Source organism: Streptococcus sp. 2106 (assembly GCF_013277315.1).
In the GTDB taxonomy this organism is placed as follows: Bacteria; Bacillota; Bacilli; order Lactobacillales; family Streptococcaceae; genus Streptococcus; species Streptococcus pseudopneumoniae.
Genome location: NZ_VMMS01000086.1, coordinates 1 through 7,507, shown reverse-complemented (window position 1 = coordinate 7,507; position 7,507 = coordinate 1). Strand labels below are relative to the sequence as shown.

At 39.4% G+C, this 7,507-nt stretch carries 3 protein-coding genes and 1 pseudogene; 3 read left to right on the top strand and 1 reads right to left on the bottom strand.

Going from position 1 to position 7,507, the window contains the following annotated elements; translation table 11 throughout:
* Nucleotides 1-209 precede the first annotated feature (209 nt).
* From HT723_RS09150 to pyk, 3 genes are all read left to right on the top strand, one after another.
* Nucleotides 210-3,311, top strand: a complete 3,102-nt coding sequence (locus tag HT723_RS09150) for a DNA polymerase III subunit alpha (protein ID WP_172935070.1) — start codon at nucleotides 210-212, stop codon at nucleotides 3,309-3,311.
* Between the two features lie 82 nt (nucleotides 3,312-3,393).
* Nucleotides 3,394-4,401, top strand: coding sequence for a 6-phosphofructokinase (pfkA, locus tag HT723_RS09145; RefSeq protein WP_000820864.1), 1,008 nt, complete (start codon nucleotides 3,394-3,396; stop codon nucleotides 4,399-4,401).
* 58 nt (nucleotides 4,402-4,459) lie between these two features.
* Nucleotides 4,460-5,965, top strand: coding sequence for a pyruvate kinase (pyk, locus tag HT723_RS09140; protein ID WP_001042822.1), 1,506 nt, complete (start codon nucleotides 4,460-4,462; stop codon nucleotides 5,963-5,965).
* A gap of 90 nt (nucleotides 5,966-6,055) precedes the next feature.
* Here pyk and HT723_RS09135 read toward each other — a convergent pair.
* Nucleotides 6,056-7,322: pseudogene (locus HT723_RS09135) on the bottom strand (transposase).
* Between the last annotated feature and the right edge of the window lie 185 nt (nucleotides 7,323-7,507).

Here is a 7,507-nt window from a genome sequence, read left to right as displayed (position 1 = left end):
TAAGTGATAAAGTCGGGATAAAAATTCTAGGAGATTTATATTGTATGTTTTCTATTTTTTATATATAATATAGTATAAATATAAAAACGATGACAAAAATACAAATGAATAGAAAGTAAATTAGTAAGCTGATGAAATTTTTCTCAAGAGAAGCCTTTTATAGGTGAAAATGGTATAATATAGTGAGAAGGATAGAGGAGAAGTGTAAATTGATCGCACAACTAGATACAAAAACAGTCTATAGTTTTATGGAAAGCGTCATTTCGATTGAAAAGTATGTGAGAGCAGCTAAAGAATTCGGCTACACTCATCTGGCTATAATGGATATTGACAATCTTTATGGTGCTTTTGACTTTCTAGAGGTTACAAAAAAATATGGCATTCATCCTTTATTAGGGCTTGAAATGACTGTGTTTGTGGATGCTCAGGAAGTGAATCTGCGCTTTTTAGCTTTATCTAGTGTGGGCTATCAGCAGTTGATGAAGCTTTCGACAGCCAAGATGCAGGGGGAGAAAAATTGGTCGGTTTTATCTCAGTACTTAAATGATATTGCGGTAATTGTGCCTTATTTTGATGGATTTGAGTCTCTAAATCTAGGCTGTGATTACTATATAGGGGTTTATCCGAAAACACCAGCAAGCGAATTTTATCATCCAATCTTGCCCCTCTATCGGGTCAATGCTTTTGAAAGCAGGGATAGAGAAGTTCTTCAAGTTTTAACAGCGATTAAAGAAAACCTACCGCTTAGAGAAGTTCCCTTGCGCTCACGACAAGATGTCCTTATATCAGAAAGTTCTTTAGAGAAATTATTCCTAGAACGATTTCCGCAAGCCTTAGACAATTTAGAAAAGCTGATTTCAGGCATTTCTTACGACTTGGATACGAGTCTGAAACTGCCTCGTTTTAACCCAGCTAGACCAGCAGTAGAAGAGTTGAGAGAACGCGCTGAGCTTGGGCTTGCTCAGAAGGGATTGACTAGTAAAGAATATCAAGACCGTCTAGACCAAGAATTGGCTGTTATTCATGATATGGGATTTGATGATTATTTCTTGGTTGTTTGGGATTTGTTGCGTTTTGGACGACTGAATGGCTACTATATGGGAATGGGAAGGGGTTCTGCAGTTGGTAGCTTGGTTTCTTATGCCTTAGATATTACAGGGATTGACCCAGTAGAGAAAAATCTGATTTTTGAACGCTTTCTCAATCGTGAACGCTATACCATGCCTGATATTGATATTGATATCCCAGATATTTATCGTCCAGATTTTATCAGATATGTTGGTAATAAATATGGCAGTAAACATGCGGCGCAAATCGTTACTTTTTCTACCTTTGGCGCCAAGCAGGCCTTGCGAGATGTTTTGAAACGCTATGGTGTGCCAGAGTATGAATTATCTGCAATTACCAAGAAAATTAGTTTTCGTGACAATCTTAAGTCGGCCTATGAGGGCAATCTCCAGTTTCGTCAGCAAATCAATAGTAAGTTAGAATACCAAAAAGCCTTTGAAATTGCTTGCAAGATTGAGGGCTATCCAAGACAAACTTCTGTCCATGCGGCTGGTGTTGTGATTAGTGACCAAGATTTGACCAACTACATCCCTCTAAAGCATGGTGATGAAATTCCACTGACTCAGTATGATGCTCATGGAGTTGAGGCTAGCGGACTTTTGAAGATGGACTTTCTGGGACTAAGAAATTTGACCTTTGTCCAGAAAATGCAAGAGTTGCTTGTTGAAACAGAAGGTATTCACCTTAAAATTGAGGAAATAGATTTGGAAGACAAAGAAACGCTAGCTCTTTTTGCCTCTGGTAATACAAAAGGTATCTTTCAATTTGAGCAACCTGGTGCCATTCGCCTACTCAAGCGTGTTCAACCAGTCTGTTTTGAAGATGTTGTAGCAACTACTTCCCTAAATCGACCAGGTGCTAGTGACTATATCAATAATTTTGTGGCAAGAAAGCATGGGCAGGAAGAAGTGACTGTTCTGGATCCAGTACTGGAGGATATTTTGGCTCCAACCTACGGCATAATGCTCTATCAGGAGCAGGTTATGCAGGTTGCCCAGCGATTTGCCGGATTTAGTCTAGGGAAAGCCGATATTTTGCGTCGGGCTATGGGGAAAAAGGATGCCTCTGCCATGCATGAGATGAGGGCTTCCTTTATTCAAGGTTCTTTAGAAGCTGGTCATACTGTGGAAAAAGCAGAGCAGGTCTTTGATGTCATGGAGAAGTTTGCAGGTTATGGTTTTAACAGGTCACATGCCTATGCTTACTCAGCTTTGGCCTTCCAGTTGGCTTATTTCAAAACGCATTATCCAGCCATTTTTTATCAGGTCATGTTGAATTCTGCCAACAGTGATTACTTAATAGATGCACTTGAAGCAGGCTTTGAAGTGGCTCCTCTGTCCATCAACACCATTCCCTATCACGATAAAATTGCCAACAAGTCCATCTATCTAGGATTGAAATCGATTAAGGGAGTCAGTAATGATTTAGCTCTCTGGATTATTGAAAATAGACCCTATTCTAACATTGAAGATTTTATAGCTAAATTACCTGAGAATTATCTGAAACTACCTCTGCTAGAACCTTTGGTAAAAGTTGGTCTTTTTGATTTATTTGAAAAAAATCGTCAAAAAGTATTTAATAACTTAGCCAATCTATTTGAATTTGTGAAAGAGTTGGGAAGTTTATTTGGAGATACTATTTATAGTTGGCAGGAATCGGAGGATTGGACGGAACAAGAAAAATTCTATATGGAACAAGAGCTTTTAGGGATAGGTGTCAGCAAACATCCACTACAAACTATCGCAAGTAAAGCTATTTACCCAATTACCCCAATCGGAAATTTGTCAGAAAATAGCTATGCTATTATTTTGGTTGAAGTTCAGAAAATAAAAGTGATTCGTACCAAAAAGGGTGAAAATATGGCCTTCTTACAGGTAGATGATAGTAAGAAAAAATTGGACGTCACTCTCTTTTCAGACTTATATCGTCAGGTTGGACAGGAAATAAAAGAGGGAGCCTTCTACTATATAAAAGGAAAAATACAATCACGTGATGGCCGTCTGCAAATGATTGCACAAGAAATAAGAGAAGCAGTTGCTGAACGCTTTTGGATACAGGTGAAAAATCATGAATCGGATCAAGAAATTTCACGTATTTTAGAACAATTTAAAGGCTCAATCCCAGTCATCATCCGGTATGAGGAGGAACAGAAAACCATCGTTTCTCCCCATTATTTTGTAGTTAAATCTGATGAATTAGAGGAGAAATTGAATGAAATCGTTATGAAAACGATTTATCGCTAAAAATACGGAAAATAGAAGAATTTTAAAATCAAATGTGGTATAATCAAGAAGACTGTTAAAAGAAAAAGGAGCATAAACCAATATGAAACGTATTGCTGTTTTGACTAGTGGTGGAGACGCCCCTGGTATGAACGCTGCCATCCGTGCAGTTGTTCGTCAAGCAATTTCAGAAGGAATGGAAGTTTTTGGTATCTATGACGGATATGCTGGTATGGTTGCCGGTGAAATTCATCCCCTAGATGCAGCTTCAGTAGGGGACATCATTTCTCGTGGTGGTACTTTCCTTCACTCAGCTCGTTACCCAGAGTTCGCTCAACTTGAAGGGCAACTTAAAGGGATTGAGCAATTGAAAAAACACGGAATTGAAGGTGTAGTTGTTATCGGTGGTGACGGATCTTACCACGGCGCTATGCGTTTGACTGAACATGGCTTCCCAGCTATTGGTCTTCCAGGTACAATCGATAACGATATCGTTGGTACTGACTTTACAATCGGTTTTGACACAGCGGTTACTACTGCCATGGACGCTATCGATAAGATTCGTGATACATCATCAAGTCACCGTCGTACTTTTGTAATCGAAGTTATGGGACGTAACGCTGGTGATATCGCTCTTTGGGCTGGGATTGCAACTGGTGCAGATGAAATCATCATTCCTGAGGAAGGATTCAAGATTGAAGACATCGTAGAAAGCATTAAATGTGGTTATGAGTGTGGTAAAAAACACAATATCATCGTCTTGGCAGAAGGTGTGATGTCAGCAGCTGAATTTGGTCAAAAACTTAAAGAAGCTGGAGATACAAGCGACCTTCGTGTGACAGAACTTGGACATATTCAACGTGGTGGTTCTCCAACTGCGCGTGACCGTGTATTGGCGTCACGTATGGGTGCCCATGCTGTTAAACTTCTTAAAGAAGGTATTGGTGGTGTTGCGGTTGGTATCCGTAACGAGAAAATGGTTGAAAACCCAATTCTTGGAACGGCAGAAGAAGGAGCATTGTTTAGCCTTACTGCAGAAGGTAAGATTGTAGTTAACAACCCACACAAAGCCGATATTGAGCTATCTAGCTTGAATAAGAGCTTGTCATAATTTACAATTTAGTTAATAAGACCAAAAAGGTCATATCTATAAAGGAGTCACAAAAATCATGAACAAACGTGTAAAAATCGTTGCAACTTTGGGTCCTGCGGTAGAAATCCGTGGTGGTAAAAAATTCGGTGAGGACGGATACTGGGGTGAAAAACTTGATGTTGAAGCTTCAGCTAAAAACATTGCTCAATTGATTGAAGCTGGTGCTAACACATTCCGTTTCAACTTCTCACACGGTGACCACCAAGAACAAGGTGAGCGTATGGCAACTGTTAAACTTGCTGAAAAACTTGCAGGTAAAAAAGTTGGTTTCCTTCTTGATACAAAAGGACCAGAAATCCGTACAGAATTGTTCGAAGGTGAAGCTAAAGAGTATTCATACAAAACTGGTGAGAAAATCCGTGTTGCAACTAAACAAGGAATCAAATCAACTCGTGAAGTGATTGCATTGAACGTTGCTGGTGCTCTTGATATCTATGATGATGTTGAAGTTGGTCGTCAAGTTTTGGTTGACGACGGTAAACTTGGTCTTCGTGTGGTTGCTAAAGATGACGCAACTCGTGAATTTGAAGTGGAAGTTGAAAACGATGGTATCATTGCTAAACAAAAAGGTGTGAATATTCCTAACACTAAAATTCCTTTCCCAGCCCTTGCTGAACGTGATAACGACGATATCCGCTTTGGTCTTGAACAAGGTATCAACTTTATTGCGATTTCATTCGTACGTACTGCAAAAGACGTGAACGAAGTTCGTGCAATCTGTGAAGAAACTGGAAACGGACATGTTCAATTGTTCGCTAAAATCGAAAACCAACAAGGTATCGATAACTTGGATGAAATTATCGAAGCTGCTGATGGTATTATGATTGCTCGTGGTGATATGGGTATCGAAGTACCATTCGAAATGGTTCCAGTTTACCAAAAAATGATTATTAAGAAAGTCAATGCTGCAGGTAAAGTTGTTATCACTGCAACAAACATGCTTGAAACAATGACTGAAAAACCACGTGCAACTCGTTCAGAAGTATCAGACGTATTCAACGCTGTTATCGACGGAACTGACGCTACAATGCTGTCAGGCGAGTCTGCAAACGGTAAATACCCACTCGAGTCAGTAACTACAATGGCTACAATCGATAAGAACGCTCAAACTCTTCTTAATGAATACGGACGTTTGGATTCAGATTCATTTGAACGTAACTCTAAGACAGAAGTAATGGCTTCAGCTGTTAAAGATGCTACTAACTCAATGGATATCAAATTGGTTGTAACTCTTACTAAGACAGGTCATACTGCACGTTTGATTTCTAAATACCGTCCAAATGCTGACATCTTAGCATTGACATTTGATGAATTGACAGAACGTGGATTGATGTTGAACTGGGGTGTTATCCCAATGTTGACAGATGCTCCATCTTCAACTGACGATATGTTCGAAATCGCTGAACGTAAAGCGGTAGAAGCAGGTCTCGTTGAGTCAGGCGATGATATCGTTATCGTTGCTGGTGTACCAGTAGGAGAAGCTGTTCGTACAAATACAATGCGTATCCGCACAGTACGTTAAGAAAAATATAAAAACCTATCATATCCAGCTTTAGAGCTTGTGTGATAGGCTTTTTTGGGCTCTTTGTCAACTGTAGTGGGTTGAAGTCAGCTAAGCTCGAGAAAGGACAAATTTTGTCCTTTCTTTTTTGATATTCAGAACGATAAAAATCCGTTTTTTGAAGTTTTCAAAGTTTCGAAAACCAAAGGCATTGCGCTTGATAAGTTTGATGAGATTATTGGTCGCTTCCAGTTTGGCGTTAGAATAGTGTAGTTGAAGGGCGTTGACAATCTTTTCTTTATCCTTGAGGAAGGTTTTAAAAACAGTCTGAAAAAGAGGATGAACCTGCTTTAGATTGTCCTCAATGAGTCCGAAAAATTTGTCAGGCTCTTTATTCTGGAAGTGAAAAAGTAAGAGCCGATAGAGATTATAGTGGTGTTTCAAGTCTTCTGAATAGCTCAAAAGCTTGTCAAGAATCTCTCTATTGGTCAAGTGAATACGAAAAGTAGGGCGATAAAAACGTTTATCACTCAATTTACGACTATCCTGTTGAATGAGTTTCCAGTAGCGTTTAATAGCCTTGTATTCATGAGATTTTCTATCGAATTGGTTCATGATTTGGACACGCACACGACTCATAGCACGGCTAAGATGTTGTACAATATGAAAGCGATCTAGAATGATTTTAGCATTCGGGAGTGAAACAGTCTGGGAGACTGTTTCAGCCTGAGCCTAGAAATTTGAAAGCGAATCTGTTTAGCCAAGGCATAATAAGGGCTAAACATATCCATAGTAATAATTTTGACGCGACATCGGACAGCTCTATCATACTTAAGAAAGTGATTACGAATGATAGCTTGTGTTCTTCCCTCAAGAACAGTGATGATATTGAGATTGTTAAAATCTTGCGTAATGAAGCTCATCTCCATCTCCCGATTGAAACAGTCACTCCCCGGACTGTTTCAACGTCCCAAGACATAATCTCAGGCAGATTTCTAACATTACACTCAAAGTGGAAGTCATTGAGCTTTCGAATGACAGTTGAAGTTGAAATGGCCAGCTGATGGGCAATATCGGTCATAGAAGTCTTTTCAATCAACTTTTGCGCAATTTTTTGATTGATAATACGAGGGATTTGGTCATTTTTCTTGACGATAGAAGTTTCAGCGACCATCATTTTAGAACAATGATAGCACTTGAAACGACGCTTTCTAAGGAGAATTCTAGTAGGCATACCAGTCGTTTCAAGATAAGGAATTTTAGAAGGTTTTTGAAAGTCATATTTCTTCATTTGACTTCCGCACTCAGGACAAGATGGAGCTTCATAGTCCAGTTTGGCGATGAGTTCCTTGTATGTATCCTTATTAATGATATCCATAGGGGATTTACCCACTACAAATATTATAGAGCCCAAAAAGGTGGCTATGTCACCTTTTTGTGTCAGTGTAGGTATTTGTGACGCGGTGGTGGGGCATCAATGGAGCTTCTTGAAGGTAATACTCTTCGAAAATCTCTTCAAACCACGTCAACGTCGCCTTGCCGTATATATGGTTACTGACTTCG

Excerpts from the sequence above, each read along its gene's own strand:
- pyk (WP_001042822.1), top strand. The coding sequence starts at position 4,460 with ATGAACAAACGTGTAAAAATCGTTGCAACTTTGGGTCCTGCGGTAGAA.
- pfkA (WP_000820864.1), top strand. The coding sequence starts at position 3,394 with ATGAAACGTATTGCTGTTTTGACTAGTGGTGGAGACGCCCCTGGTATG.